General features: G+C 55.1%; 21 protein-coding genes. 12 read left to right on the top strand and 9 right to left on the bottom strand.

Features of this window, described 5'->3' with window-relative positions; all coding sequences use genetic code 11:
* Positions 1–200 precede the first annotated feature (200 nt).
* Both ygjJ and ygjK read left to right on the top strand, forming a co-directional pair.
* A complete protein-coding gene (gene ygjJ, locus H0S68_RS09625) occupies positions 201–1,214 on the top strand; it encodes a protein YgjJ (protein ID WP_410529458.1) in 1,014 nt (337 codons plus the stop codon).
* 72 nt (positions 1,215–1,286) lie between these two features.
* Entirely contained in the window at positions 1,287–3,611 is a 2,325-nt protein-coding gene (gene ygjK, locus H0S68_RS09620; RefSeq protein ID WP_410529457.1) for an alpha-glucosidase, read from the top strand.
* Positions 3,612–3,660: 49 nt separating this feature from the next.
* On the opposite strand, the gene H0S68_RS09615 is transcribed toward ygjK, so the two are convergent.
* Together H0S68_RS09615 and H0S68_RS09610 are read right to left on the bottom strand one after the other, a co-directional pair.
* Positions 3,661–4,086, bottom strand: a complete 426-nt coding sequence (locus H0S68_RS09615) for a universal stress protein (RefSeq protein WP_046373839.1) — start codon at positions 4,084–4,086, stop codon at positions 3,661–3,663.
* Between the two features lie 171 nt (positions 4,087–4,257).
* Complete coding sequence (locus tag H0S68_RS09610; protein ID WP_128864271.1) at positions 4,258–5,655, bottom strand: cytochrome-c peroxidase; 1,398 nt, start codon at positions 5,653–5,655, stop codon at positions 4,258–4,260.
* 485 nt (positions 5,656–6,140) lie between these two features.
* On the opposite strand from H0S68_RS09610, the gene H0S68_RS09605 reads away from it, so the two are divergent.
* The gene (locus H0S68_RS09605; RefSeq protein WP_020826410.1) at positions 6,141–6,407 is read left to right on the top strand and encodes a DUF2024 family protein; all 267 of its coding nucleotides are present in this window, start codon (positions 6,141–6,143) and stop codon (positions 6,405–6,407) included.
* Positions 6,404–6,658: a Rho-binding antiterminator gene (locus tag H0S68_RS09600; protein WP_020826409.1), complete on the top strand. Its 255-nt coding sequence runs from the start codon at positions 6,404–6,406 to the stop codon at positions 6,656–6,658. The genes H0S68_RS09605 and H0S68_RS09600 overlap by 4 nt, the downstream gene beginning before the upstream one ends.
* 30 nt (positions 6,659–6,688) lie before the next feature.
* Here H0S68_RS09600 and H0S68_RS09595 read toward each other — a convergent pair whose 3' ends face one another.
* Both H0S68_RS09595 and H0S68_RS09590 read right to left on the bottom strand, forming a co-directional pair.
* On the bottom strand, positions 6,689–7,207 hold the full coding sequence (locus H0S68_RS09595; protein ID WP_116690723.1) for a hypothetical protein: 519 nt from the start codon (positions 7,205–7,207) through the stop codon (positions 6,689–6,691).
* A gap of 117 nt (positions 7,208–7,324) precedes the next feature.
* Positions 7,325–8,146 (bottom strand): carbon-nitrogen hydrolase family protein, encoded by an 822-nt coding sequence (locus tag H0S68_RS09590; RefSeq protein WP_142815414.1) that lies wholly within the window; start codon positions 8,144–8,146, stop codon positions 7,325–7,327.
* Between the two features lie 86 nt (positions 8,147–8,232).
* Between H0S68_RS09590 and H0S68_RS09585 the strand changes: the two genes are divergently transcribed.
* From H0S68_RS09585 to lhgO, 6 genes are all read left to right on the top strand, one after another.
* Positions 8,233–9,012, top strand: a complete 780-nt coding sequence (locus H0S68_RS09585) for a helix-turn-helix transcriptional regulator (RefSeq protein WP_020826406.1) — start codon at positions 8,233–8,235, stop codon at positions 9,010–9,012.
* A 130-nt stretch (positions 9,013–9,142) separates the two neighbouring features.
* A complete protein-coding gene (gene metQ, locus H0S68_RS09580; protein ID WP_187962721.1) occupies positions 9,143–9,958 on the top strand; it encodes a methionine ABC transporter substrate-binding lipoprotein MetQ in 816 nt (271 codons plus the stop codon).
* Between the two features lie 191 nt (positions 9,959–10,149).
* Entirely contained in the window at positions 10,150–11,184 is a 1,035-nt protein-coding gene (locus tag H0S68_RS09575) for a TAXI family TRAP transporter solute-binding subunit (RefSeq protein WP_116690726.1), read from the top strand.
* Between the two features lie 9 nt (positions 11,185–11,193).
* Entirely contained in the window at positions 11,194–13,152 is a 1,959-nt protein-coding gene (locus tag H0S68_RS09570) for a TRAP transporter permease (protein ID WP_410529340.1), read from the top strand.
* Entirely contained in the window at positions 13,142–13,858 is a 717-nt protein-coding gene (locus tag H0S68_RS09565; RefSeq protein ID WP_410529339.1) for a FadR/GntR family transcriptional regulator, read from the top strand. Before H0S68_RS09570 ends, H0S68_RS09565 begins: the two co-directional genes overlap by 11 nt.
* Positions 13,859–13,860: 2 nt before the next feature.
* Positions 13,861–15,051 (top strand): L-2-hydroxyglutarate oxidase, encoded by a 1,191-nt coding sequence (gene lhgO / locus H0S68_RS09560; protein ID WP_217331086.1) that lies wholly within the window; start codon positions 13,861–13,863, stop codon positions 15,049–15,051.
* Positions 15,052–15,142: 91 nt separating this feature from the next.
* Here lhgO and H0S68_RS09555 read toward each other — a convergent pair whose 3' ends face one another.
* From H0S68_RS09555 to H0S68_RS09535, 5 genes are all read right to left on the bottom strand, one after another.
* Positions 15,143–17,236 (bottom strand): right-handed parallel beta-helix repeat-containing protein, encoded by a 2,094-nt coding sequence (locus H0S68_RS09555; protein ID WP_410529338.1) that lies wholly within the window; start codon positions 17,234–17,236, stop codon positions 15,143–15,145.
* 144 nt (positions 17,237–17,380) lie between these two features.
* A complete protein-coding gene (locus tag H0S68_RS09550; RefSeq protein WP_020826400.1) occupies positions 17,381–18,298 on the bottom strand; it encodes a sugar ABC transporter substrate-binding protein in 918 nt (305 codons plus the stop codon).
* 62 nt (positions 18,299–18,360) lie between these two features.
* A complete protein-coding gene (locus H0S68_RS09545) occupies positions 18,361–19,389 on the bottom strand; it encodes an ABC transporter permease (RefSeq protein WP_020826399.1) in 1,029 nt (342 codons plus the stop codon).
* A gap of 17 nt (positions 19,390–19,406) precedes the next feature.
* Positions 19,407–20,891 (bottom strand): sugar ABC transporter ATP-binding protein, encoded by a 1,485-nt coding sequence (locus H0S68_RS09540; RefSeq protein WP_020826398.1) that lies wholly within the window; start codon positions 20,889–20,891, stop codon positions 19,407–19,409.
* Between the two features lie 97 nt (positions 20,892–20,988).
* Complete coding sequence (locus H0S68_RS09535) at positions 20,989–21,918, bottom strand: sugar ABC transporter substrate-binding protein (protein WP_410529337.1); 930 nt, start codon at positions 21,916–21,918, stop codon at positions 20,989–20,991.
* A gap of 535 nt (positions 21,919–22,453) precedes the next feature.
* Between H0S68_RS09535 and H0S68_RS09530 the strand changes: the two genes are divergently transcribed.
* Positions 22,454–23,296 (top strand): class I fructose-bisphosphate aldolase, encoded by an 843-nt coding sequence (locus H0S68_RS09530; protein ID WP_020826396.1) that lies wholly within the window; start codon positions 22,454–22,456, stop codon positions 23,294–23,296.
* 122 nt (positions 23,297–23,418) lie between these two features.
* Positions 23,419–25,020, top strand: a complete 1,602-nt coding sequence (locus H0S68_RS09525; RefSeq protein WP_130015556.1) for a sensor histidine kinase — start codon at positions 23,419–23,421, stop codon at positions 25,018–25,020.

Genomic DNA, 25,020 nt, shown 5'->3' with positions numbered 1-25,020 from the left:
ACTAATATATTCTCCGTTTACCGCCGCTATGCGACGGTATTTTTATCTCCTCCCAGGGAATGGGGCCGGCCCACATGGCGTTAACGGTTCGAGTTGGCGGGTCCCCCCGCAGGCTCGCCATTGACCCAAACCCAATGCATGTCCAGATGAAAATTAAATCCAATAATAAAATATTGCCCACGTTACTGCTGATATTGCCGATGCCGCTGTTAGCTCAGGAATCCGTGGTGCCGGCGGAACATAACGTTCTGCCGCCCCCCGAACTGACAAATACCGGCCCGACCGCCCTGCGCTTTTACGGCGAGTTGGGTATCGGCGGCAGCGTCTATTTAAACGGGGAGCACCAACACAAATACAGCGATGGCACCTATATCGAAGGCGGACTGGAGATCAAGCACGGCCACTGGTTCGGCCTGCTCTACGGCGAAGGCTGGACGGTACAGGCCGACCATCAGGGTAATGCCTGGACGCCGGACCACAGTTGGGGCGGGTTTGAGGGCGGCATCAACCGCTTTTACGCTGGATACCGCACCGATGACGGCACCGAAATGATGCTTAGCCTGCGTAATGATTCTTCGCTGGACGATTTGCAATGGTGGGCAGACTTTACCCCGGAATACGGTTATGTGATCCCCAATACCCGCGATCTCACCTATGCAGCCAAGCTGCAGAACCTGACCGGTAAATTCCGCTACAGCCTGACTGCAGCGCCAGAAAGCCGCATCGACGAGAGCAAGGCGCTGTTGCACTTTGGCAAATATGACCGCTATTCGGATAAGTACCGCTACCGGGCTATGGTCAACGGCTATACGCAATACGATCTGCAGGAAGGCCTGACGTTGTTAAACGGTCTGGAAATCACCGACGGCATGGGGCAACTCTATTTGCTGGGGCTGAAAGGGAAAAATCTGGCCGGCCGGATCTGGCAGCACACCGGCAAGGGGGACGGCAATCACCCGGGCTCGGAGTCGGGCCTGATGCTGAGCGCCATGGTTGAGGCCGCCAAGGGACTGTATTTCTCGACGGCCTACAGCTACGCCCGCCACCGGCTGGACAATGCGCCGGACACCGCAACCTCTTACGCGCAGGCCGGAATCTGGTACGAATATGCCGGCGGCAAGCTGGCCACCGCGTTGGACAGCAAATTTTATATGACCAACGATAGCACCGACGCCAGCAACTCGGTGTTTCTGATGCAGTATTTTTATTGGTAACGCATAAAGGCAAACATAATGAAGATGATTAATAAACTGCCGTCTCTGGCCCTGGTTATCTCCGCGGCCCTGATGATACCAGGCTGCATCTCTCACCCGGGTAACGAAAGCCCCCTGCGGGCGGAAGCCTATAAAAACGTGATTAATCGCAGCGGTGCCCCACACTACATGCTCGATTACGATTTCGATGAACACCAACGCTTTAATCCGTTTTTTGATCTTGGCGCCTGGCATGGTCATTTGCTGCCAAACGGCCCGGAAGGCATGGGCGGCTTCCCGGGTCCGGCGTTGCTCACCGAAGAATACATTAACTTTATGGCCAATAACTTCGACCGGCTCAGCCTGTATAAAAACGGGGAGAAAGTCCGCTTTAGCATGACCGCCTACAGTATCCCCGGCGCGCTGATCCAGCGGCTTACCGCCCCAGGGATCACGGTTAAACTGACGCTGCGATTCGCTACTGCCCGCACTTCACTGCTCGAAACCCAAATCACTAGCGATACGCCGCTGGAACTGGTGTGGGATGGCGAACTGTTGGAAAAATACTATGCCAAAGAACAAAAACCGCAGTCCCCGCCAACCATCGAGCAGGCATTCCCCGACTATACGCGGCAGCTGTTGCCGACCAAGGACGGCCTGCGGGTTACCTTCGGCAGGGTGCGCGCGGCTTCACAACTGATGACCTCCGGCGAGTCCGAATACCAAATTCATAAATCGCTGCCGCAGCAAACGACGGTCAATGGCCATAGGTTTATCGCCAAAGCCACGATTTCCGGCTCCACCACCTTCTATACCACCTACTCTCACCTGCTCACCGCCGCCGAAGTCCAGCAGGAACAAAGCAAGATAGCTTCGATCCTCGCCGATCCCCAGCGCTACATGAGCGCATCGGCGCAGCGTTGGGAAAATTATCTCGACCAGGGACTGTCAAATCCGCATGCCACCCAGGCGCAGGCACGCGTGGCGGTCAAAGCGATAGAAACCTTAAACGCCAACTGGCGCGGGGCCGCCGGTGCGATGAAATTTGATTCGGTGACGCCTTCTGTCACCGGGCGTTGGTTCTCCGGCAACCAGACCTGGCCCTGGGATACCTGGAAGCAGGCGTACGCAATGGCGCATTTTAATCCCAACGTCGCCAAGGATAATATCCGTGCGGTGTTCGCTTTCCAGATCCAGCCTGACGACCCGCTTCGCCCGTGGGATGCCGGCTTTATTCCCGATTTGATCGCCTATAACCCCAGCCCGGAACGCGGCGGCGATGGCAGCAACTGGAATGAACGCAATACCAAACCCAGCCTGGCGGCCTGGGCGGTGATGGAGGTGTACAACACCACCGGCGATAAACAGTGGCTGGCAGAGATGTATCCGAAGCTGGTCGCCTATCACGACTGGTGGTTGCGCAACCGGGACCATAACGGCAACGGGGTGCCAGAGTATGGCGCCACGCGCGACAAGGCACACAACACGCCGGACGGTCAGATGCTGTTTACCGTTAAACGCGGGCAGCATCAGCAAAAGTTTGCCGGGTTGAACAACTATAATCGGGTGGTACGTTCCGGGCGTTTCGACAGTATTGAAATCCCGGCTCAGGTCGCCGCGTCCTGGGAGTCGGGCCGTGACGACGCCGCCGCCTTTGGCTTTATCGACCCGGATCAGTTGGCCCGTTACCTGGCGCAGGGCGGTAAACGGCAGGACTGGCAGGTGAAGTTTGCTGAAAATCGTGCGGCGGACGGTACTCTGCTCGGCTATTCGTTGCTGCAGGAATCTGTCGATCAGGCCAGCTACATGTACAGCGACAACAGATACCTGGCCGAGATGGCCGATATTCTGGGCCACAATGCCGAGGCCGCTACCTTCCGCAGCAAGGCCGATAAACTGGCGAATTACATTAATCACTGCATGTTCGATAGCACCAGCGGTTTCTTCTACGACATCCGCATCGAGGATAAACCGCTGCCCAATGGCTGTGCCGGTTACCCCATCGTAGAGCGAGGTAAAGGGCCTGAAGGTTGGTCTCCACTATTTAATGGCGCCGCCAGCCAACAACATGCCGACGCAGTGGTTAAAGTGATGAAGGATCCGCGTGAATTCAACACCTACGTCCCTCTCGGTACGGCAGCGCTGACCAATCCGGCGTTCGGTGCCGATATTTACTGGCGGGGGCGGGTCTGGGTAGATCAGTTGTATTTCGGGCTTAAAGGCATGGAGAGCTACGGCTATCGCGCCGACGCTGTCGCCATGGCCCAGGCTTTCTTCAACCATGCCGACGGGCTGATGACCGACGGTCCCATCCGCGAGAACTACAACCCGCTGACCGGCATGCAACAGGGCGCGCCGAATTTCTCCTGGAGCGCGGCGCACCTCTACATGTTGTATAACGACTTTTTCACCCGCTAATCTGTCCGTCACCCTGCCAGAGTGAATACTGGCAGGGTTAATCAACTGGCTACTGTTTGATCGGGATGACCAGTACGTCGACATTCAATTGGTTGATGGCATGCTGGGTTGAGGAAAACAGCTTGTTCCACAGGTCATGGTGATGGCCAAAAACCACCAGGTCGACACTTTTATCCACCACGGCATTCTTCAACTCTTCGATAAAATCACCGTGGCCGATGATCACCTCATTGATCGGGTAATTCACATTCTGGGTCAGCGGCTCCAGCTCTTTCTTGATCTTCTCTTCAAAAGGTACGCCGTCGTAGCTTCGCTCAGAAAAACCAATCGCCGCATGGTAAGTATCGTAGTGGATATCCACGTAGATCAGAGAGAGCCTGGCCTGCAGCGCCGCGGCCAATCTCGCGCTTTTTTCCACCAGCCGTTTTCCGTCATCACTCAGGTCGGTGGCAATCATAATATGTTGATAGCACATAGCGCCTCCTGTCATTGATTCATAGAGACCCCGGTTTGCACGGCAACATTTCTGTTGTCCCGTTATGGATAATTTTAGTTCAGAAACCGGAGGGACGAACGGGCATCTTGCCGTTGGAACAGCCCCGTTACCGGGGCTGGAGATACCATGATGACGCGGGCCGTCAGCCCGTTATTTCTGGCTTTGGGTGTAAGGGGTATATACGCCCGTCAGGCTCTCGAGGAAGGCAACAATATCATCGACATCCTGCTGCGGCAGTTCGGTACCCACCTGATAGCGCAGCATCAGTTTGACCGCCTCATCCAGCGTGGCGACATCCCCGCGATGGAAGTAAGGCGCCGTCAGTGCCACATTGCGCAGGCCGGGCACCTTCTGCCGTAGCCTGTCGCGCGCTTCGCTGGTGACGTTCATGCGCCCGATATCCGCGGCGGTAATTTCCCCAAAATTGAAGTCGCGTTTCAGCCCCAAAGGCTCGAAGGAACGCCCACCGAGAATGGTTCCTCCGTGGCAAGTGGCGCATTTGTTGTCCTTAAACAGTTGATAACCGTGTTTCTGCTGCATCGTCATGGCTTTGTCATCGCCGCGCAGCCAGTTATCGAAAGGCGAATCCGGCGTGATTAAGGTTTTTTCAAATTCGGCGATGGCATCCGTAATGGTCTCGCCGCTAAGGCCCTGCGGGTAGGCGGCGACAAAATCACGGGTTAGTACCGGATCCTTGTCCAGCTTGCCGATGATCTCCTCCCAGGATTTGGAAGCCATTTCGATAGGGTTGAGCGGCGGTCCACCGGCCTGTACCTGCAGCGTTGGCGCACGGCCGTCCCAGAACTGCTCGCTGTTGAACACGGAGTTGAATACCGTTGGCGCATTTATCGGCCCTACCGCGCCGCCAACGCCAATCGACGTTTTTCTGCCGTCTACGCCTCCGGTATTGAGCGAATGGCAGTGGGCACAAGAGAGAGTGCTGTCTCCGGAAAGGCGCGGGTCGTGATACAGTCGGAAACCCAGCGCCACTTTCTGTGCGTCGACAGGCAATGCCTTGGGGATCGGCTGAATCGGCTCATTACGGTGTTCCGCGGCAGCCTCGTTACTGGCGTAGTAACGCGCGCGCTGCTGCGCTATCCAGCCAAGCAAGGTCTCGCGCTCTTGCTCATCCACCTGCCCCGCCCAGTGCAAGGCGACATACCGTGTCGGCGGCATGGTCTTATGCTGCATTACCCATTCAATCTTGTTCAGATCGCTTTGTGATACCGCTTTATCTTCGATCAGGCTGGCACGTACAGGTTCCAGGTTAAAAGACTGATACCCGAGGCGGATATCGTATTCCATCAGCTGTTTGGCAATGGGAAATGAGGCATAGAAGGGAAGATCGGCAGAAGGTGTATGGCAATAATCGCAGCCCTTTTCTCTCAGCAATCCGAGAATCTGGTTATTCTTCTCCAGCGCAGATCGCGGTGCCTGACTGTACACCGTACGCTGAGTATCGTGATACCAAACATAGCCCGAAAGCCCCAGATAACATAAGACAATGCCGGTAAGGGACATCGCCGCAATACGGGTGACCTTTTTCATTTTCAATCCTTATCTTATAAGGTATTGCCCATCCAATAGACAGTCGCCCGGTAATAGTAGAGAGGAAGATGCGCTGCATAATTGATAACAATCAATGAATAACCCAGCCTGCGCCTATAGCTGTAATAGTGTTTGCCTATCAGCGTGCCGATATAAAATCGGCGGCTAATTTCTTGAAGCATCCCGGCATTGAAATATCCCCAGGATTTCAAACGCCCCTTTATTTTCCAAACCCGGATAGTGCTTTGATTTTATAAAAAATTAATTCGGTAAACGTGACGACAGAAATAAATTACCGGCTCTGCCCGCTCATTTTCATATTGAAACGCTTCTTTAGGGTTTATGCCCCTTCCCTTGTGCTCTGCTCTCAACCGGTCATTTTGGCTAAAAGCGCCGTTGACAGGATTTTCATCAAATGCGAGGATTATGGTATCGAATCGACACCAACATCACATTCAGATAAACAAGCAAAAGGATAAATAACTATGTATATCAATGTTTTTGACACTCATGTACATACCAGGGATGGTCGCTATCTGCATTTCGACGTGTTCACCGACAGCAACGATCTGGCTCAGGCAAGACACTATGCGCAACAGTTCCTCAAACAGAACAACATTGAGGAGGACAATATCAGCCAAAGCAGCTGTGCATTCTGCCACAGCGAGTCCTCCAGCCCTGAGGTGGAGCAGGCTATTGGCCAAACGGGCTATTACATTTTTAAAATGCAGGGTTGCCAGGGGATGTCATGACAGCTTACCGGCCGATAGACTGCGAATTGCATGATTATTTGGAAATTGCCTGCCTCTACGGTTACCGGCTGAACGTTGAATTGGTTAACGGGCAGTGTTTCCAGGCAACGGCGTTAACCACCCAGACGCTGGAGAATGAGGGAGAGTTTATTTATTTCGATAATCAACGGGTTTGCCGCCTGGATCAGCTTTCGGCCATTACCCCGCAAGGGAGTCATGCCCTCTTCGGTCGCATCGCGCTGACGCAATGAGGGCAGGACAAGATAAGCCGATGGCAGGGGTCACCGCACGCGCTGGGCTTCGAACCACACGTTGCACACCGACAGGATCAGCGTGTTGGCATCTTTTACCAGCACGTTATCCCCCGGTACGCCGTCGGTACCCTGATCGGTAATGCCTTTGATTGTGGTATCGGCATGCTGGATCATCACCCGTTCAACCGCCGGCGTGCTGATGCCCAGCATCGGGAAGTCGATATAAGAACTGCTGCCGGAGTTGTCCTCAACAAACTCCTGTGCTTCCACCGTGCTGAGGGTTGCCCCCTCGCTTTTCAACTCGGTACCGTTCCAGGTGAAACTCCCTGCTTTATAACCGATCTTGCCGCCGATCAGGCCTTTCGCCTGCTGTTCATCCCAGCAACCCACGGTTTGGGTCGGCAGGATCTTGCTGATATGCCAGTTGCCCAATAACGTTTTCGGGATCGGTTCCGCCACACTCTCCGCCGCCTGAACCTGAGCTGCTGATACGCAAGTCAAAACCACCAATGGCAGCAACGCCTTGCGCCACATGTTAAATCGCATTGTCTTTTCCTTTCGCTATTCGCGCCCCGGTTGGGCTTTCTGTCATCATAATAAGCAGGCGGATCCCCCGTCAAAACAAACTGTATACCAGGGCACAAACAGGATACGCCAGGCCGATTACCCCAGTGGCCACCCCCGGCGCCCCTCTTCCCCTTCAACCCACTGCGCTTCTCCCGCTAACGGTAAGCGCCGATCGTCCAGATAACGGTAGTGGCGGCGAGCCTGCTCTAACAGGGTAAAATCCAATGTGGCTGACAGCGCCCCTGCTTCGCGGCCCAATCCTGCGACTTCGCGTCCCAGCGGATCGACAATCAGGCTTTCGCCGGCAAACTGCAATCCATCACCCTCACCGCAGCGGTTGGTCATGGCGACAAACATCTGGTTATCCTGCGCGCGGGCCAGCGCGGCATTGCGGTGCACCGGGCCATAGGGATCCATATTGCCATTCGTCACCAGCAGCAATTGGCAGCCCATAACGGCTAACGCCCGGGCATTTTCCGCGAACTCAAGATCGTAGCAAATCAGCAGCCCGATACGCGTTCCACGCCAAACGCCGCATACCAACGTATCGCCGCGAAGAACGGTATTACGCTCATCCGGCCACAAATGGGTCTTGCGATAGTGCAGATAAATCCCCTGCTCCGGCGTGATCAGCACAGTACTGTTGAACACCCCCTTATCGGTGCGTTCAAGAAAGCCAATCACCAGCGCGACATCGTATTGGCGGCTGGCCTGAACCAGTTGCAGCAACTCCGCGCCGTCGCTTTGCAGGGCATAATCGGTGTCACCCTGCGCCGCTGCGAAACCGGTGAGCTGGGTTTCCGGGAACAGGATAAGGTTGCCGCCCTTGGCGTAACGCTCAATGAATGCCAGGGCCTGCGCCAGGTTGTCGGCAACGCAACCTTCACGACAGGGCAATTGGGCCAGGGTTATTTCCATTTTATCCTCCACGCGGAACACAGTAATAATAATGGTAGTATGCCCGAAACAGCCGTTCTGGCTATTCCATGACAGGGGTAACATCAGTGGGTAACAGCAGCCTTATTTCTCCCGAGACGCTGGCCTGGCATCGGGCATTCGGCCAACTGGTCGATAACCTCGACGGGGCGGATTTCTGGCTGAGCTGTGCGCGCCTGTTGAAGGGGCATATCCCGTTCGAAAACTGGGTGGCGCTGCTGTTTTCTCCCCAGCATCCACCACAGATCCTGGCTGCCAGCGACGAAAGCGACGGCAGTGACGAAGCGCTGTTTCACGATTACCAGAAAGGCCTCTATCTGCTCGATCCTTTCTACCTGGACGCCTGGGCGCGCCAACGCATCGGGCTGTTGCGCCTGGATGACGTCGCACCCGCCAATTTTGCGGCGACGGAATACTATCAACACTATTTCAACCATAACGTCGGCGGCGATGAGGTGCATTTCAACCTGCTGGTGGAGCCGCAGCGCATGCTTTGCCTGTCGTTGGGCGCCTCGCGGCGCTACAGCGATCGTCACCTCGGCATTCTGGCTCTGGTCGAAAGTTGGCTACTGCCATTGATGCGTCAGCGGATGCGTTTCGAAAACGCCAGCGATGATGGCGACAGCAACTTCTCACTGTCGTCGTTGCCCGGCGGCGCGCAATTGACGGAACGGGAAAACCAGGTCAGCCAACTGATGCTGGCAGGCTGTTCTACCAAGGAGATCGCCCGCCGCCTGCAGATTTCTATCGAGACGGTACGAGCGCATAAAAAGCACCTGTACTCGAAACTGGGCATCAACACGCAGTCCGAACTGTTTGCGCTATTTTGGCGCAGCCGCGGAGCCTGAAATCCCTCATAGCAAATCGCTATTAATCATAGAGAATCAGTATTTTATTTTAGCCAGCCGATTATCTAGAGTCAGTGCCACTCTTCAGCCTGCAATAACCAGCAGGCTATTTTGACAAGGACTCTGGGAAATGACATTTACGCTGAAAAAACTCGCCGCGGCGCTGGCGGTAACAAGCAGCCTGCTGCTGACTGCCTGTGGACCGACCGAACAAGATAAGCACCACATCAAAGTCGGCATCAGCTCCGGCATCGATCAGGCCATGTGGGCAACCGTACAGAAAATCGCCAAACAGAAATACGATCTGGATGTGGAAGTGGTGACCTTTAATGATTACGTGTTACCCAACGAAGCGCTGAATAATGGCGATCTCGACATCAACTCCTTCCAGCACAAGCCTTATCTGGAAAAACAGATCCAGGAGCGCGGCTACAAACTGGTGGCGGTAGGCAATACTTTCGTTTATCCCATCGCCGGTTATTCCAAAAAAATCACGTCGCTCAGCCAACTGCCTGACGGTGCCCAGGTTGCGGTGCCCAATGACCCGACCAACCTCGGCCGTTCGCTGCTGCTGTTGCAAAAACAGGGGCTGATTGTGCTGAAAGAGGGCGTCGGGCTGCTGCCTACCTCATTGGATATCGTCAGTAATCCGAAGAAATTGAAAATCGTCGAGATTGAAGCGCCTCAGTTGCCGCGTGCGTTAGACGACAAACAGATCGCCCTGGCGATCATCAACACCAACTACTCCAGCCAAATTGGTCTGTCGCCCGCCAAGAACGGGCTGTTTGTCGAAGACAAAGATTCGCCTTACGTCAATGTTTTCGCCACTCGGGTGGATAACCAAAACAACGAAAACGTGAAGGATCTGATCAAGGCCTATCAGACCGATGAAGTTGCCGCCAGCGCCGCCGAAATCTACAAGGGCGATGCCGTTAAAGGTTGGTAATCTGCATTTCCCCCGTGGCAACCGTCACGGGGTTATCCCATCCTTCCTCACATTTCCCGCCATTTTTTGAACGCTTTTCACCCACCTTGATCACAAATCAAACAATGCTTGTTAGGTGATAAAAGCTGCAATGTTGTATACAAGTTTGCGTAAATGTTTTCTATTTGTTTCAAAAACCTCGGGTGAAAATAATGAAAAATAGAAAAATCAAGCTGTTGCTGGCTGCGGGTGCTCTGGCTGCCGTCGCGGCGCTGGCGGTCGCCGGCAAGGTGGAGAATGCCGACAAGACCTTTCTTTCCGTAGCCACCGCCTCCACCGGCGGCACCTATTACCCGATGGGCGTCGGGCTGGCCAACGTCTGGAGCAACCGCCTGAAGCAAAACGGCATCCAGGTCAGCGGGCAATCCTCTGCGGGATCGATAGAGAATATCGATCTGCTGCAGAAAAACGAGGCGCAGCTGGCGATCCTGCAAAGCCTGATCGCCGTCGAAGCCTACCAGGGCGTACGCAACTTTGAAGGCCGCGCCTACGGCCATCTGCGTTCCATCTCGATGCTGTGGCCGAACGTAGAACACTTTGTGATGCTGGAAAACAAAGTCAAGGACGGCACCTTGAATGACATCGCCGGCAGCCGTTTCTCAGTTGGCCCACAGGCCAGCGGCACCGAGCAGTCCACGCTGATCATTTTGCAAGGGGTTAACCTGAGCAAGAAATCGCTGACGCCGGAATATCTGGGTTACGGCGACACCGTTTCAGCCATGCGTGACGGGCGACTCGACGGCGGCGCCCTGCCTGCCGGGGTACCGGCGGCAGCGGTAACCGACATGTTCGCCAGCGGCGTGCCCTCACGCATCCTCAACGTCACCGATGAACAGTTGGCCAACATCAACGCCATCGCCAATTCCTGGTTCCGTTTTGATATTAAAGCCGATACCTACCCACGGCAGAGTAAGGCGGTTTCCACTATCGCCCAGCCCAATATTTTGGTCGCGCTCAATGGCCTTGATGAAAAGCTGGTGTATGACCTGACCAAAACCCTGTTTGAAAACCTGCCGGAAGTGCATCAGGTCCACAGCGCCGCCAAATACATTTCGCTGGAGAATGCGCTGAAAGGCGTCTCTGTGCCGCTGCATATGGGCGCTTATAAATATTATCTCGAGGCCGGGGTCAGCGTGCCCGACTATCTGATCCCACCGGAAGCGGCAGCGCTTGCCGTCAATCGATAAGGAGGTCGTATGAGCACTAACAACCTGTCGCCGCAAAATGCCGTCGATCTGGACAAAGAAGCCGGGGCCGGTAGTCGCCCGCTGAGCGGTATCTATTTGCAGTTGGCCACGGTGCTGGCCATTGCGATTTCCGCTTACGCCATTTATGCCAATGCACTGTCGAATACCCAGGAGTTTTATCGCAATACCACGTTTCTCAGCGGTATCTTAATCCTGGGCTTCATACTGTTTCCGGTATCACGCCGCCACGCCACCAGCAAATTCAACCGCTGGGACTACCTGTTCATTATCCTGACGCTGGTCAGCTACGGCTATTTCTACGCCAGCTATCTGGACTTGCACGTGGTGCGCAAAAGCATTCCCAATACCACCGACTACGTGATGGCGGTGATCGGTATCGGCGTGCTGTTTGAAGCCGCACGCCGCACCACGGGGTATTTCATTCCCGGGCTGGCGACCTTCGCGATCGTCTATGCCCTGTTCGGCCAGTACTTCATGGGCATTTTCGGCCACGGCGGCTTCTCGTTCGAACGCCTGCTGTACCGGCTGTTTATGACCAGCGAAGGGATCTTCGGCATCACCCTGTCCACCGCCTCCACCGCTATCGTGGTATTTATCCTGTTTGGCGCGTTCCTCAGCGTCAGCGGGGCCACGGCATTGTTCAACGATTTGGCGCTGGCGATGGCCGGTCGGCGTCGCGGCGGCCCGGCGCAGGTCGCGGTGATCTCCTCGGCGCTGACCGGCTCCCTGAGCGGCAGCGCGGTGGCTAACGTCGCCACCACCGGCACCTTCACCATCCCGCTGATGAAAAGCATCGGCCTGTCGTCCCGCTTTGCCGGTGCGGTTGAAGCCACCGCCTCCACCGGCGGAATGATCATGCCGCCGATCATGGGCGCCGCCGCCTTTATCATGGCCGGCTTCCTCGGCATTTCGTATACCACCATCGTGATCGCCGCCATTATTCCCGCATTGCTCTATTACGCGGCGCTGATTATTGCCATCGATCTGGAGGCTAAAAAGCAGGGTCTGAAAGGCATCAGCAAAGAAAATATTCCCAAAGTGAAAGCGGTGCTGAAGGCGCGCGGCCTGCTGCTGCTGGCGTTGATCATCGTTATCGGCACCCTGTTGTTGGGCAAAACGCCGATCTATGCCGGGTTCCTCGGCATTCTTTCGATCATCCTCGCCAGTTGGCTCACCCCCGATACCACCGTACGCATGACGCCGAAAAAAATCGCTGAAGCACTGAACGAAGCGGCTCGCGGTTCTATTCAGGTGACGATAGCCTGCGCCGCCATCGGGGTAATCATCTGCGTGGTCACCATGACCGGTATCGGCTCCACGCTGGCGTTTAATATCGTCGCGATGACCAACAATACCCTGTGGATGATCCTGCTGGTGGTGATGCTGGTGTGTATCGTACTGAGTATGGGCCTGCCCTCTACCGCGCTGTACATCGTGGTGGCGGTCACCGTTTCGCCGATCCTGATCAAAGCCGGCGTGATGCCGCTGGCGGCGCACTTCTTTGTGTTCTGGTTTGGCGCCTTGTCCAACATCACGCCGCCGGTGGCGCTGGCCAGTTACACCGCCGCCAGCATCGCTCGCGCCGACCCGATGCAGACCTCATGGGATGCCGTACGCCTGGCGTTGCCGGGCTTTATCATCCCATTCATTCTGGTCTATAACCCGATGCTGCTGATGCAGGGCGACGACCTTAATGCGCTGTCGGTGATCCATATGGTGATCAGCGCATTGGTGGGGATTTATGCGCTGTCGATCGCCAGCGCCAATTTCTGGATGATGAAAACCCACTGGCTGGAGCGGATATTGTTTACCTTTGCGGCTATCCTGCTGATTAAACCGGGGCTGCTGACCGACTTGGGCGGCGCGGCGCTGATTGTTACTGCGGCGTCCATGCATCTGTTGCGTTTCAGGCGGAGTCATCCGCAGAGGGCTGTAAATGATCAATAAGGTTACGCGCCAGAAAGCTTCTCATCAGGTCCTGGCGCAATTGAAGGAAGGCATCAGTAACGGCACCTTCCCCGTCGGGGAAAAACTGCCGTCAGAGAACCTGCTGGCGGAGGCCTTTGGCGTCAGCCGGGTGCCCGTGCGTGAGGCGCTCGGCATTCTGGAGGTCAGCGGCATCATCTCCTCGCGGCAGGGGGGCGGCCATCGGGTGGAACAACATTCCCTGCTGAGCAAATACCAGCCGCTGGTGTTGGAAATAGCCGATCCGGGTGAAGTGGAAGCACTGCTGGAAATGCGTGAGGTGATTGAGCAACAGGCGGCGAGTATGGCCGCCGAACGCCATACCGAGCAGGAACTGCGGGCGATTGAATTGGCCCTTAACCACTTTAAACGCTGCACCCTCGACGAAGGTTTGATTGGTCATCGAGAGGATTACCTGTTCCACCGCGCCATTATGCAGGCCTCGCACAACCCGTTTTTCGTGCAGATCCTGGATAACATGCACGAATTGTATCTCGGCGTGCTGGTGTATTCACTCAGCAAGAACCTGGGCCGTCAGGCCGAACGCCAACGGGTGATCGACGAGCACCAACGGGTATTTATGGCAATCAAGGCTCGCGATCCGGCGGCAGCCACTGCCGCGATGCAAAACCATCTCAGCAACGTACGCGGCAAATTGCGCCGCCTGGACCATGAGGAGTTAGGATAACCATGCATGACGTGATCATTATCGGCGCAGGTCTGGTGGGGTTGGGCGTCGCCAACGCGCTGCAGGAAACGAACCCCATGCTGCGCATCCTGATCCTGGAAAAAGAAAATGGCCCGGCGGCCCACCAAAGTGGCCATAACAGCAACGTAGTGCATTCCGGCATTTACTACACACCCGGCAGCCTGAAGGCGCGGCTGGCAAAACTGGGCAACCAAAGCATGTTCGCCTTCTGCCGCGAGCATGACCTCTATCAGGATCAATGCGGCAAAGTGATTGTGGCCACCCAATTGAAGGAGCTGGCTTTACTGGAGAATATCTACCAGCGCGGGCGACAGAACGGGCTGGCGGTCAGCCGATTGTCGCAGGCACAGTTAAAGGAGCGTGAGCCGCACGTCAACGGTATTGAGGCACTGCTGGTGCCCGATGCCGGTATCGTCAACTACAGCCAGGTGGCTGCAAAGCTGGCGGAAGTGATCCAGCAACGCGGCGGCGAGATCCACTATGGACAACAGGTTGAGGGCATCGTTGAAAGCAGTGACGGCGTCAGCGTGCGCACCCCTCGCGCAGAATATCAGGGCAAGTGGCTGGTTAACTGCGCCGGTCTTTTCAGTGACCGCATCGCCGCCCTGGCCGGCTATCAGACCGGGATGAAGATCGTGCCGTTCCGGGGTGAATACTTTGTGCTGAACGACGAAAAAAACTATCTGGTGAACCACCTGATTTACCCGGTACCGAACCCGGATTTCCCTTTCCTCGGCGTGCATTTTACCCGTATGTACAACGGCAAGCGCGACGTTGGCCCCAATGCGGTGCTGGCATTCAAACGTGAAGGCTACCGCAAATGCGATTTCAGCCTGCAGGATCTGAGCGAGGTACTTGGCTATCGAGGATTCTGGAAAATCGCCGGCAATTATCTTGGCGAAGGGCTGGCAGAAGTTCGACGCTCCCTGTCACGCAAACTGTTTACCGAAAACGCACGCCAGCTTATCCCCGAGCTGCAACCGGAAGATATCCGGCCCGGCCCGGCCGGGGTTCGTGCCCAGGCGCTGACCGCCGACGGCAAACTGGTGGATGATTTTCATTTTGTGAAGGGCCGCCGCTCGCTGCACGTCTGCAATGCGCCCTCCCCGGCGGCGACCGCCTCACTGGAGATCGGCCGCGAGATCGTGCGACAACATCTTGCTGCGCTTTGATAGACCAAACCCCTTGCGACAGACGAATATAGCCAGCAGCAACTCATACGCTGCTGGCTATATGATGACGCGGCAAACAGCGCCTAAAGGTTTAGACTGCGTTATTACAGCGTGTAGACAATATCAAGCCCGGGAGGGTTACCACAGTAGCCGTCGGATTGATCAACGTAAAAGTCACCGTACCTGCCTCACTGACACATACCGTACTTTTCACTCGTTTTGGATTCTGGTTGAACTTCACGCCATTAGCGACAAAGGTTGGCAGTACCGCCGCCAGTTGCGCATCAATATCCATGCTCGCCCCCGGTGCCAATGTCACATCCTGAGACGTCGACGAGACAACAATATCGACAAAATCCCCCGCTACCCAAGCCGAACTCTCCCCCACCGTAACGTAACTGTATTTACGCGCCAGCCCCGGCACGGCTCTAAAGTTATACACTTCGTCTCCAGCTCGAGCGTCAATATCCGTCGGGGTTTGACCATCATAACGAAATTCGCGACGTCCATAAGCCGATGAGTCCATCTGAATACGACGAATGCTGGCGGCACCAATTTCGAATTTGGTTACCGGAACAAAAGCGGTATCAAACACGTTTTTACCGATCAGGGTGTTGGGTCCAAAATCAGTCCCCATGAAATACAACCCGGCAAAAGAAGAGTTAAGTTGCACAATATTATCCGCAAATACGAAGCTGCCAGGATTAGACAGGCGGATGTGCCCCTGGTTGGTGTCGGTTACCCGGTTTCCAACAAAACTACCACCCGACCCTAATTTAATGTAATTGCTGCCAGAACCGGCATTGGTGAACGTCGATCCTTCAAAGATGTTACCGCTGGTCACGCACCCATTGGCAGAAAGCCCCACCTTGCAGTTGAATACTCGATTACCGCTAATTGTAGCGTTGGTCGCGGAAATACCAGGAAACTCGGCCGTTGGACTGGTGCCACAAGTGTCCACCTGATTGTTGGCGATAAGCGCATACTGAACTTTAATGTCATTCAGCGTAGTGAAGCTGATGCCATTCTGAACCGTGTTTCGCACCGTGTTTCCAATACATTTACTGCGTTGGATCGGGTTCTTTTGCGGGTTATTACTGAGCTCACTGTCGACGATAATGCCGAAACGATCGATAACATCGACAAAGTTATCCGCCACCTCCCAATCTTCAATATTTGTGAATGCGATACCGTATGAGAGGTTGGTAACCGAATTGCCCTGAACCAGCAAATTCTGGAAGAAAGTCGTTGAACCGCCATTCTCATCATTGAGGGTGATCCCACCACCACGGTGCCCTTGGGCAGTATCCGGCGCACCAATAGCGTCGTACAGCCGATTATTGAGGATCTTGCCGTCAAAACTCGGGGTCGAAGAGGTCTTCAGCAAAATGCCATCGCCGTTATGGTGATAAATTTCGTTATCTCTCAATACCCAGCGGCGACTGCCACGCACCGCAATGCCTTCCTCACCCAGTTCATGGCACTTATTGCGATAAACCTCAAAACTTTCCGACTGCCTGATGCTGATGGCATCGGTGTGCATAAACAGATCGAGTTCGGACAATCGGAAACGCTGGCCGCCATCAATAAATAACGCAGTGGCCTGTTTTGACCACAGGCGAGTCGGATCACTGCCTTTACGGGTTAACGTCAGACCGTTGACTACGAAATCGCTCTTATTAACAAACTGCACCATGGTTAAGTTGGTTTTATCACTATCCAGATAAAGCTGCCCACCGCCGACAATAGTGCTAAAACCCGGAGCATCTAGTGTCACAAAGGGGGTATTAGCATCGACATCAGCCAAACGGTAACGCCCCTCGAGGATCATTTTTTGCGGCGTCTGCGCGCTGGCAACGCTAGCGGCGTAACTGAACATGCGTTTTACCGCCAGGTAATCATTGTTGGTTCCATCCCCCACTGCGCCGAACATTTCCGGATTTAATACTGAATCTGCGTCAAGCTTCCGCATCCAACAATAGGGTGAACTTGCAGGTTGAGTAACGTAGATACAGCCATCAAGGGTAATTCCACTGGCCGGGATCGAAACAAATATGCCGCCCCCGAGGGTACTACGGATTTGTTTATTCAATCGCGCGGCATCGAAGGCAGCAACCTCCATCAAGGTGCCAGTCGGTGCCGTTTTTTGGGCCAGAGCAACGATATCTATGCAGGTGTCAGTCATGGTACATCTCCAGGTGACGGCATGATTGCCGCCAATCAACTGTATATAAATCCAGTTAATTGCAAAATCTGCCAAGCGCTGACACAACCGAACGGCAAAAAAAACACTGCCTAAGCAGTGTCCTTTCAATATGGGTACAGTCTGTTACTTTGCCGCGTATTTTTGCATATTGGCCGGCGTGACCAGTTCAAATGGGATCCAATAATAGGGTTCCAGCTTTTCGCCCTTGATCATCCGCTGAGCCACGTCGACCGAGGCCTTGCCCTGGCCGACGGCGTCCTGGAAGACCGTGACCTGCATCTTGCCGGAAGATAATGCTTTCAGGCCGTCCGGGGTGGCGTCGATTCCGCCGATTAGCACTTTGTTGTCCTTTTTACCGGCCTGTTGCAATGCCATGATCGCGCCAATCGCCATCTCGTCGTTGTTGGCCGCGACGATATCAATGGACTCGCCGTTGGTTACCCAGTTCAGCATCAGATCCATACCCTCGCTGCGTGAGTAGTTGGCACTTTGCTTCTGCACCACTTTCATTTTCGGGTACTTCGCCACCACCTGCTCCACGTCTTTGGTGCGTTGCAGTGCACCGGCATCGGTCAGGTTACCGATCATGATGGCTACGTTGCCCTGGTAATTCGCCAGGCGCGCCAGCTCTTCCATCTGCAAGGTGCCGGACTGCTTCTCGTCGGAGCCGACAAACACCACGCCGGACGGCAGCGTGCTGTCGCCCGGTGTACGATTCACATACACCAGCGGAATACCCGCCCTGGTCACCAACTTGGTGATCGCAGGCGTGCCCGCCGAGTTGACCGGGTCGACGATAATCGCGTCCACCCCGGCGCTGATAAAGCTCTGCACCTGATCGGTCTGGCGACCAACGTCACCACGGGCATCTTCGAACTGCACGGTAATACCGCGCGCCTTGGCCTCTTTGTCGATCGAATGGCGGATGATGGTGAGGAAATTCTGGTCAAAATAGGCCATCGACACGCCGATAGTTTCCGCCAGTACCGAGGTGGAACAGCTAAGCGCCGCCACCAGCACGATTCTTTTTAGGTATTTCATGGTGATTCCCCTGAGGTAAAAAAAACCGCCGGGCAAGTCGCACCGGCGGAGATTTACGGCAATCAGTGTTTTTTGCGGTTACGGTGCATGTCGATAGACACCGCGGCGACGATAATCACGCCTTTGATAATGTCCTGAATATAGGAGTCCACGCCGATAAAGGTGAATCCGCTTTTAATCAGCCCGAGGATCACCGCACCGATCAGCGTGCCGGTAATGCGCCCAACGCCACCCATCAGGCTGCTACCGCCAATGACCGCGGCAGCAATCGCATCCAGCTCGTAGGACATCCCCATGCTCGACTGACCGCTGCTGACGCGCGCCGCCAGGACCACGCCCGCCAGTCCGGCCAGACCGCCGGCGATGGTATAGACCGTCACCAGGTATTTATTGACGTTGATACCGGAAACTCTGGCGGAGGTCATGTTGCCGCCGATGGCATAGATGTATTTGCCGTAGCGGGTATGCTTCAACGCGATGTGGAAGATCACCGCAATCACCAGGAAGATGATCACCGGCATCGCGCCCTGGCCGATTGAAGTGAAGCCGTCGGACAAGAAGCTGACCGGGTTGCCCTGGGTGTAATACTGCGCCAGACCACGTGCCGACACCATCATGCCCAGAGTGGCGATAAACGGTGGAATGCCGGTACGGGTGATCAGGAAGCCGTTGATAAACCCACAAACAATACCTACCCCGATCCCCGCGCCGATCGGGATCGCCGCCGGCAGGTCGAGGAGCGCCGGGTACATCGGCGAAATGCTGTCTGAGGTTTGCGCCAGGCTGGCCGCCACCACCGCCGTCAACGCAATCAGCGAGCCGGAAGAGAGATCGATACCGGTGGTGATAATGACCTGAGTCACGCCCACCGCGATGATGCCGATAATCGCTACCTGCAACACGATCAGCAGCAGCCGGTTAGGGTTCATCAGGAATGACTGGTCGCGGATGTACCAGCCGAGGATTTCAAAGACCAGCGCGATGCCGATCATCACGATAAAGATGCCGGTATCTTTCGGCATTTTGCCGCTCAGGCCAGAGAACAGGGGCGCTTTACCCGCAAGCGGCTTCTCAATTTTTACATTACTCATGGTGGTTCACCTTTGCGTTATTCAGAGGCCAGCGCCAGGATTTTTTCCTGATCCGCTTCTTCTTTATCCAAAATGCCGGTAATACGGCCGCCGTGCATCACCATCACCCGGTCGCTCATGCCGAGAATTTCCGGTAATTCCGATGACACCAAAATAATGGCGACGCCGCGGTTCGCCAGCTCGCTGATCAGGCGATAGATCTCCGCCTTGGCCCCGACGTCGATGCCACGCGTTGGCTCATCGAGGATCAATATTTTGGGCTGGGCCAGCAGCCAGCGGGCAATAAGCACCTTCTGCTGATTACCGCCGCTGAGGTTATTGATGATTTGGTCCATGGTCGGGGTTTTGATGTTGAGCTTTTTGATCTGCTCCATGCAGTCTTTGGCCATTTGCACATGGCTGACAAACCCGTTCTTTCCGATGTACTCCGACAGGTTGACGATGCTCATGTTCTCAACCACCGACAGCACCAAAAACAGCCCGGATTTTTTGCGATCTTCGGTGAGGAACGCCAGGCCGAGTTCAATAGCTTTTGAGGGTGAATCGACCTTTGCCGCTTTGCCCTCGATAAAGATGCTGCCACCGTCCGCCGGGTGCATGCCGAACAGGCTTTCCATTACTTCGCTGCGGCCGGCCCCCACCAGCCCGGCGACGCCGAGGATCTCGCCCCGTTTCACGCTGAACGAGACATCGTGGAACCAGTCCGAACGCCGCAGTCCTTCCACCCGCAGCACTTCCTCGCCGATATTGTTGTTGAATTTAGGGAACATCTGGGTCAGTTCGCGCCCTACCATCATGGTGATCAGCGACTGTTTGGTCAGGTTTTCGGTTTTATCGCTGGCAATAAAGGTGCCGTCGCGGAAGATGCTCACCTCGTCGGTGATGGCAAAAATCTCGTCCATCTTGTGGCTGATGTAGATAATGCCTTTGCCCTGCTCACGCAGCTCACGAATGATGGCAAACAGATGCACCACCTCGCCTTCGGTCAGGGCCGAGGTGGGTTCGTCCATGATCAGGACGTCCGCGTTGTAGGACACCGCCTTGGCGATCTCCACCATTTGTTGGCTGGCGATGCTCAGCTCACCCACCAGCGTTTCCGGCTTGAGTTTGATGTTCAGCCGTGCCAGCAGCTCGCGGGTTTTCTTGTTCAGTTGGTCATGATTTACGAAGCCCAGCTTCGCCGGCTCACGCCCCAGCCAGATATTTTCCGCCACCGTCATATAAGGCACCAGGTTGAGTTCCTGGTGAATCATGGAAATGCCCGAATGCAGCGCCTGCAGCGTGTCGCTGAAGGTCACCGGTTGGCCTTTTATTTTAATGGTGCCTTCATCGGGGTGATAAATACCGATTAAACATTTCATCAGCGTGGATTTTCCCGCGCCGTTTTCGCCCATTAAAGCGTGCACGCTGCCTGGTTTGATTTTAATTGAGACCTTATCCAGCGCCTTCACGCCGGGAAACTGCTTACTGATGCCTTCAGCCTCAAGAACATAAGGATACATACTGATAACCTCCGCCGTTCGTCAATGCATCCCTGCCGTATTTATCGTCGAGTATCGGATAAATACGGCAATGGATATAACCGCGCTGCTTTAACGCTTATTTTCTGTTCTTGTCGGCAAATTCCTGATAATTGGCCTTGGTGATCAGCTGATACGGGATCAGGACGTTGCTTTCCACCTTCTCGCCTTTAACCAGCTGAATGGCAGTTTGCACCGCGCCTTCGCCCTGGCCTTTAGCATCCTGGAATACGCTCAATGCCAGATCGCCCTTCTTGATGAATTCCAGCGCGTCCGGAGTCCCATCCACGCCGGCCACCAGCACGCCGCTCTTCTTCGCCTGTTTCAGCGCCAGGATCGCACCAATGGCCATTTCGTCATTGTTGGAGGCGATGGCATCAATCTGCTGACCGGTCAGCACCCAGTCGGTGGTAATGTCGACGGCTTCTTTGCGGCCCCACTTGGCGGTTTGCTTGTCGAGAATTTTGATGCCGGGATACTTGGCCGCCACCTCTTCCACGCCGCGGGTGCGGTCGCGGGTCGCTTCATTGGACAGTTCGCCCATCAGGATCATCACGTTGCCCTTGCCGTTCATCAGCTTGGCCAACTCTTCCATCTGCAGCTTACCGGCCAGTTTGGAATCTGAGCCTACGTAGGCCATGCCCGCAGGCAGCGTCACTTCCGGACGGCGGTTAACGAACACCAGCGGGATCTTGGCGCTTTCCGCCAGTTTGATCATCGGCTTCACGCCCTGGGTATCGACCGGGTTGAGGATAATGGCGTCGACGCCCTGGCTGACGAAGTTCTCAATCTGTTGGATCTGCTGGGCGATGTCCCCTTTGGCATCTTCAAATTGACCGCTGACGTTGCCGTCCTGTTTCATTTTGCTCTGCATGGACTGGCGTAGGATGGTGAGGAAATTGTCATCGAAATAAGCCATTGAAACGCCGATTTTGATGTCTTTTGCCAATACGCTGGCCGGCAGCATGCACATCAATACCGAGGTGGCGATCAGTTTCTTCAGCTTCATGTTCTGTACCCTTTAATCGTTAGAGTGAAGAGGCCTGTTGATTTGACAGCTAATGAAAAATATTTTTTACATTCAAACAACAATCCGGTCGGTGATATCCCTTTGATACGGCAGATTTACCGCTTTTCTTCCGTCTTCTGGCAGTGTGTGAAATTTTGATCAATGTCTCAAAATAGATTAAAAACAATCAATTGAAATAAAACCCTTGCCTAACTCGTTACGTCATATCGTAACTTTCAAATGTTTATTTCAAAATTGAGATTATTGAAACTTTTTAACCCAAACAAGCGAAACATGCGTTTTGGAATAACCAAGTAACAAAAACATGACACGGATCTAACAAATGGCGCAAAAGCCATCAGCGTACGCGTTCCTTTAGTGCGTTCAGCGACGAGAAACGATCTGCTGTGATGAAAAAACGCGAGGGGTTCTCTCAGTAAATATGCGAGCGAGCGCGCAGTTTGTGGATCCACGGTTTCATCCCGCGGTTTACTCGACAATACTGAATGGACATCTGTTTTCAGGAGGATCTGACATGCAGCTCAGCAGTAAGGTACGGATGAACCGGCTATTCAATAACGGCAAGTGCCTCGACGTGGCGATTGATCACGGCATTGCCAATGAACCGGATTTTTTAATCGGTCTGGAAGATATTGAACGGGTCATGAATAGCCTGATCGTCGCCCGCCCCGACGCCATTCAGGTGAACTACGGCCAGGCGGATTTGCTGCAATGCTCGACGCAACGCGATAAACCGGCCCTGGTGATGCGTACCGACGTCGGCAACGCTTATAACGCTGCGCGTCACCGTGAAATGTGGGCGGTGTTGCATAATCCGGAAGCGCCGATCCTCGCCGCGCTGCAGATGGATGCCGCGGCCGTGGTGGTGAATCTGTACCTGATCCCCGATGAACCGGGCATTTTCCGCCAGTGCGTGGAAAACATCGGCCGCCTGCGCCATGCCTGCGATCGCTATGGCATGCCGCTGATGGTCGAACCGCTGGTTATGGCGCCGGCCGGTCAAGGGTCGGCTTACGGCTCATTGGGCGACGTCGAAAAAATGGTGCCGCTGGTGCGCTTGGCGCGTGAACTGGGCGCCGACATCATCAAAGCCGACCCTACCGAACGGGTGGAAGATTTCCACCGCATTGTTGAAGCGGCGCGTTGCCCAACGCTGGTCCGCGGCGGCGGTAAAGGTGAACTGGGCGCGGTGCTGGAGAAATCTGCGGCGCTGATGGCACAGGGTGCATCCGGCATGGTGTACGGCCGCAATGTGTATCAACACGATAATCCGTCAAAAGTGGTGCGCGCGCTGATGGCGATCATCCATCAGGGAGCCAGCGGCCAACAAGGGCTGGAAATCTATCATCAACCCTGATCCCGGCTTTTGTAATTAAAATAATCCCTCCCCCGGCGGCAGCATGTTATAACCTGCTGCCGGTCGCTGCCCCGCGCCCCATTCCCCGCTAAAATCCTGATACGCCCATTCGGAGAACCGCCATGCCCAAACAACGGATACCGCTGAAACTCAGCACCACCCTCACGCTGATGGTGTCTGCCATTATTGCTTCGGTGCTGCTGGTGGTGTACGCGCTGTTTTTTGTGCAGATGAGTCACGAGGGGCAAGATCAGCAGCGTCAGAAGGCGATGGCAATTGCCGAAACGGTGGCGCTTTCCGGTAACGTCGTTGACGGCCTGCAGCGGGAAGATCACAGTGGTGCGATCCAGCGCTTCGCCGAGCAGGTGAGACATCAAAACGAGCTGCTGTTCGTCACCGTGGTGGACATGAAAGGCATCCGCTACTCGCACCCTAAACCCTGGCTGATCGGCAAGCATTTTATCGGCGACGATTTAGAACCGGCCCTGCACGGGAAAACCAACAGCGCCATCAACCGTGGCGCGCTGGCGCCTTCACTGCGCGTCTTTGCACCGGTCTACGACAGCGAGCGCCGACAGATAGGGGTAGTGGCGCTGGGCATCGCTCTCGATACCGTCCACCGGGTGGTGGCCGAAAGCCGCTGGATTATCTATTTAACCCTCGCGTTCGCCGCGCTGGTCGGCACGCTGGGTACCTTCTTCCTGGTGAAAGCGCTTAAGCGCATCATGCTCGGTTTTGAACCCTACGAAATCTCCAACCTGTTTGAACAGCGCAACGCCATGCTGCAATCGATTAAAGAAGGCGTCATCGCGGTCGATAACCAGTCACGTATCACCATTGTTAACGACGAGGCGAAACGCCTGCTGCGCCAAAGTGGCCCCTTCGAAAATCTGCTGCTGGAGTCCGCCAGTAAGTACTGGCCGGCCCAACTGCATCTGGCGGAAGTTTTGGCCAGCGGCAAACCGTTACGCGACCAGCAGATCAGTTTTAACGGCAGCGAGCTTTTGACCAATACCGTGCCGGTGATCGTCAAGGGCCAGGTGATTGGCGCCATCGCCACCTTCCGCGATAAAACCGAAATCAGCCAGTTGGTGCAGCGCCTGAGCGGTATGGCCCACTACGCCGACGCATTGCGCGTACAGTCGCACGAGTTTATGAACAAACTGCACGTAATCCTCGGCATGCTGCATATGAAGGCTTACCAGCAGTTGGAAAACTACATCATCAACACTGCCAGTAACTACCAGGAAGAGATCGGCGCGCTGCTACGCAAAATACAGTCGCCAGAGGTCGCCGGCTTCTTTATCGGCAAAATCAGCCGCGCCCATGAGGCCGGCATTGAGCTGACCATCGATGAGACCAGCCTGCTGCCGGAAACCGACGACGCGGAAACCACCCATGTGCTGATCAGCGTGCTGGGCAACCTGATTGAAAACGCCATTGACGCCATCGACGGCGTTGAGGGACACGAGATCAACCTGAGCTTTCATCACAATGAGAATCACTTACACTGTATAATCAGCGACGACGGCCCCGGCATCGATCCGGCTCTCGGCGCCCGTATCTTTGAGCAGGGTGTGTCCACCAAAGGGCCGGGGCGCGGTATCGGCCTGGCGTTGATCCGCAGCAGCCTGGAAAAACTGGGCGGCAGCATTGATTTTGAATCTGAACCGGGTGTACTGACCCAGTTCTTTGTCCATATTCCCTATCAGGCCAAGGGCTGA

Origin of the sequence: Serratia sp. AXJ-M, from assembly GCF_046531865.1 — a bacterium.
Taxonomy (GTDB): Bacteria; Pseudomonadota; Gammaproteobacteria; order Enterobacterales; family Enterobacteriaceae; genus Serratia; species Serratia liquefaciens.
This window is presented reverse-complemented; position numbering and strand designations above follow the sequence as displayed.

Coding starts and splice junctions, on each gene's coding strand:
- H0S68_RS09530 (WP_020826396.1), top strand. CDS start 22,454: ATGCAGCTCAGCAGTAAGGTACGGATGAACCGGCTATTCAATAACGGC.
- ygjK (WP_410529457.1), top strand. CDS start 1,287: ATGATACCAGGCTGCATCTCTCACCCGGGTAACGAAAGCCCCCTGCGG.
- H0S68_RS09545 (WP_020826399.1), bottom strand. CDS start 19,389: ATGAGTAATGTAAAAATTGAGAAGCCGCTTGCGGGTAAAGCGCCCCTG.
- H0S68_RS09550 (WP_020826400.1), bottom strand. CDS start 18,298: ATGAAATACCTAAAAAGAATCGTGCTGGTGGCGGCGCTTAGCTGTTCC.
- H0S68_RS09575 (WP_116690726.1), top strand. CDS start 10,150: ATGAAAAATAGAAAAATCAAGCTGTTGCTGGCTGCGGGTGCTCTGGCT.
- lhgO (WP_217331086.1), top strand. CDS start 13,861: ATGCATGACGTGATCATTATCGGCGCAGGTCTGGTGGGGTTGGGCGTC.
- H0S68_RS09615 (WP_046373839.1), bottom strand. CDS start 4,086: ATGTGCTATCAACATATTATGATTGCCACCGACCTGAGTGATGACGGA.
- H0S68_RS09605 (WP_020826410.1), top strand. CDS start 6,141: ATGTATATCAATGTTTTTGACACTCATGTACATACCAGGGATGGTCGC.
- H0S68_RS09565 (WP_410529339.1), top strand. CDS start 13,142: ATGATCAATAAGGTTACGCGCCAGAAAGCTTCTCATCAGGTCCTGGCG.
- metQ (WP_187962721.1), top strand. CDS start 9,143: ATGACATTTACGCTGAAAAAACTCGCCGCGGCGCTGGCGGTAACAAGC.
- H0S68_RS09570 (WP_410529340.1), top strand. CDS start 11,194: ATGAGCACTAACAACCTGTCGCCGCAAAATGCCGTCGATCTGGACAAA.
- H0S68_RS09540 (WP_020826398.1), bottom strand. CDS start 20,891: ATGTATCCTTATGTTCTTGAGGCTGAAGGCATCAGTAAGCAGTTTCCC.
- H0S68_RS09590 (WP_142815414.1), bottom strand. CDS start 8,146: ATGGAAATAACCCTGGCCCAATTGCCCTGTCGTGAAGGTTGCGTTGCC.
- H0S68_RS09555 (WP_410529338.1), bottom strand. CDS start 17,236: ATGACTGACACCTGCATAGATATCGTTGCTCTGGCCCAAAAAACGGCA.
- H0S68_RS09595 (WP_116690723.1), bottom strand. CDS start 7,207: ATGCGATTTAACATGTGGCGCAAGGCGTTGCTGCCATTGGTGGTTTTG.
- ygjJ (WP_410529458.1), top strand. CDS start 201: ATGCCGCTGTTAGCTCAGGAATCCGTGGTGCCGGCGGAACATAACGTT.
- H0S68_RS09610 (WP_128864271.1), bottom strand. CDS start 5,655: ATGAAAAAGGTCACCCGTATTGCGGCGATGTCCCTTACCGGCATTGTC.
- H0S68_RS09600 (WP_020826409.1), top strand. CDS start 6,404: ATGACAGCTTACCGGCCGATAGACTGCGAATTGCATGATTATTTGGAA.
- H0S68_RS09525 (WP_130015556.1), top strand. CDS start 23,419: ATGCCCAAACAACGGATACCGCTGAAACTCAGCACCACCCTCACGCTG.
- H0S68_RS09535 (WP_410529337.1), bottom strand. CDS start 21,918: ATGAAGCTGAAGAAACTGATCGCCACCTCGGTATTGATGTGCATGCTG.